This window comes from Lentzea indica, assembly GCF_012184385.1.
GTDB lineage: Bacteria > Actinomycetota > Actinomycetes > Mycobacteriales > Pseudonocardiaceae > Lentzea > Lentzea indica.
This window is the reverse complement of the sequence record NZ_VSRL01000478.1, coordinates 1-2,644: the sequence shown is the minus strand read 5'-3', so window position 1 is coordinate 2,644 and position 2,644 is coordinate 1. Positions and strand designations below refer to the sequence as shown.

4 protein-coding genes and 1 pseudogene are annotated in these 2,644 nt (G+C 68.5%); 1 reads left to right on the top strand and 4 read right to left on the bottom strand.

The window, feature by feature from the left end; genetic code table 11:
- The 4 genes from FXN61_RS48655 to rimP all read right to left on the bottom strand — a co-directional run.
- A partial coding sequence (locus tag FXN61_RS48655; protein ID WP_312878584.1) for a translation initiation factor IF-2 N-terminal domain-containing protein occupies window positions 1–309 on the bottom strand: 309 nt, incomplete at its 3' end.
- 87 nt (window positions 310–396) lie between these two features.
- Window positions 397–636, bottom strand: a complete 240-nt coding sequence (locus tag FXN61_RS48650) for a YlxR family protein (RefSeq protein ID WP_376770829.1) — start codon at window positions 634–636, stop codon at window positions 397–399.
- Between the two features lie 126 nt (window positions 637–762).
- Window positions 763–1,776: a transcription termination factor NusA gene (gene nusA / locus FXN61_RS48645; RefSeq protein ID WP_167980528.1), complete on the bottom strand. Its 1,014-nt coding sequence runs from the start codon at window positions 1,774–1,776 to the stop codon at window positions 763–765.
- Window positions 1,773–2,297 (bottom strand): ribosome maturation factor RimP, encoded by a 525-nt coding sequence (gene rimP, locus FXN61_RS48640; RefSeq protein WP_167980527.1) that lies wholly within the window; start codon window positions 2,295–2,297, stop codon window positions 1,773–1,775. Before rimP ends, nusA begins: the two co-directional genes overlap by 4 nt.
- 128 nt (window positions 2,298–2,425) lie before the next feature.
- Between rimP and FXN61_RS48635 the strand changes: the two are divergent.
- A pseudogene (locus FXN61_RS48635) lies at window positions 2,426–2,644 on the top strand (hypothetical protein); the annotation flags it as partial.

The window sequence follows — 2,644 nt, the reverse complement described above, 5'->3', positions numbered from 1 at the left end:
CGGCTTCGGGCCGGGCACGGCCTTCGGGCCGGAGGGCTTGCTGTCGGCAGCTGCCGGCTTCGACTCCGCCGGGGCGGCGGGGGCGGCAGCTGCGGGTGCCGGAGCCTTCGGCTTCGGAGCGGCCGGCTTGGGAGCCGACGGCTTCGACTTGGCTTCGTAGGCGTCACGAAGCCGCCGGGCCACGGGGGCCTCGACGGTGGACGACGCGGACTTCACGTATTCGCCTTGTTCGGCGAGCTTGTTCAGAACTTCCTTGCTCGTGACTCCGAGCTCTTTTGCGAGCTCGTGCACGCGGGCCTTGCCTGCCACTGCACTCCTCTGTTGTGAGGTCGGCGGGCAAGTCCCATCGACCTCGTCTTAACGTCGCGCGTTCATGTCTTCAGCTTCACGGCTGACTCATGACGGGTCGACCTGCTTCCTTGTTCCTTGCCGACCGGGAGGCTGTCCCCCGGTCGATTTCCCGTGCTGCTCCAGGTGCTCGCGCAACAAGGCGACGTCGAGTGCTCCCTGGACCCGGAGGGCCCGCGGAAACGCCCGTCGCCGCTCGGCGTTGCGCAGACATTCGAGATCGAAATGCAACCAAGCACCCCGACCAGGAAGCCGCCTGTGGAGGTCCGGAACCACCGAACCGTCCACCGCGACCACACGCAGCAGCTCAGACGGCAACGTCCGGGTGCGGCATCCAATGCACGTACGAACAGGGCCGATGTGTTGGGTGACCGAACCCGACGTTGAACCGTTGATGAGTCTATCCCCTGGAGCTCATTCGGCCGAACTGGATGTGACCGCTCCGGCGGCCGGGGACTCCGCGTCGCTGCGGATGTCGATGCGCCAGCCGGTCAGGCGGGCGGCCAGGCGGGCGTTCTGCCCCTCCTTGCCGATCGCCAGCGACAGCTGGAAGTCCGGCACCACGACACGCGCCGTCTTGGCGCGCTCGTCGAGCACCCGTACGGACACAACCTTCGCAGGTGACAAAGCATTCCCGACGAAAGTGGCAGGGTCGTCCGAGTGGTCGATGATGTCGATCTTCTCGCCACCGAGCTCGTGCATCACGTTGCGCACACGGGCACCCATCGGGCCGATGCAGGCGCCCTTGGCGTTCACTCCGGGGACCGTCGACTTGACCGCGATCTTCGAACGGTGACCTGCCTCACGTGCCACCGCGGGGATCTCCACGGTGCCGTCCGCGATCTCCGGGACCTCGAGGGCGAACAGCCGCCGCACGAGGTTCGGGTGCGTGCGCGAGAGAGCGATCTGCGGTCCGCGCGCACCGCGGGACACGCTCACGACGTAGCACTTGATGCGCTCGCCGTGGTTGTACTGCTCGCCCGGCACCTGCTCGGCAGGCGGCAGCACGCCCTCGGTGTCACCGACCTGCACGACGACCATGCCGCGGGCGTTCGCGCGGGCGTCGCGCTGCACGACGCCGGCGATGATCTCGCCCTCCTTGGCCGCGAACTCGCCGAAGGTGCGCTCGTGCTCGGCGTCGCGCAGGCGCTGCAGGATGACCTGCCGCGCGGTCGTGGCTGCGATGCGGCCGAAGCCTTCCGGAGTGTCGTCCCACTCCTCCTGCACGGCGCCGTCCGGACCGAGGTCCTGCGCGAGCACGCGCACGACGCCGGTCTTGCGGTCGATCTCCACGCGCGAGTGCGCGTGGTGCCCTTCGGTGTGCTTGTAGGCGGTCAGCAGTGCTGACTCGATCGCCTCCAGGACCGTCTCGAAGGGGATGTCCTTTTCACGTTCGATCGCCCTCAGGGCGGCGATGTCGACGTTCACCTCGGCTCCTCCTTCGGTGCTTTCCGAGTGAGCCGAGCCAGTTCCTCGACCGGCGGCTGCTTGAACTCGATCTCCATGACCGCGCGTTCGATGTGTCGGTACTCCACGCGCTTCAGCTCGCCCTGGTGCAGCAGCTCGACCCCGGTCTCGTCGCACTCCCCGACCCTGCCGAACCACTCGGCCTGCTCGGGCTGCTTGATCTTCACGAGACGCAGGTGCGCGCGCTTCCAGTGCCGCGGGTGCGTGAGGGGCCGGTCGACACCCGGCGAGGTGACCTCGAGGGTGTACGGCCCGTTGATGAGGTGGTCGTGCGCGTCAAGGGCGGCGGAGACCACGCGGCTCGCCGTGGCGACCTCGTCGAGCCCGATGCCGTCCTCGCCGTCCACGACGACCTTGACCAGACGGCGGCGCCCAGCCTGATTCACGTCGAGCGCGTCGAGGTCGAAGCCTTCGGCTTCGAGCGCTTCCCGCACAACGGGTGCTAGCTGCGCGGCAAGGTCTCCGCGCGGCGGGCTGGACACGTGGTGTCTCCTTCAGTTCGAACGCATGAAAACCCCGGCCGACGCTCTTCCGGCGGCCGTGGAAGCCAAGACTATCTCTTTTGCCCGGCTCCCACCGCGCCGCAGGGCTGCTGGCAATATGGGTTCGTGTGATCTCCGAATCGGTCAGCCGCCGTCGCGTGCTGTTCGCGGTGGCCGCCGCACCGCTCGCCGTTGCGTGCACCACAGAACCTCCCGCTCCACCGCCGCCCGACCCGTTGTCCGCACTCGCTGCCCAGGCCCGTGCGGACGCCAAGCTGGCTCAGACGCTGACGGGGGTGCCGGCGGCTGCGGAGATCGCCAAAGCTCGCGAGACGCACGCCGGCCTG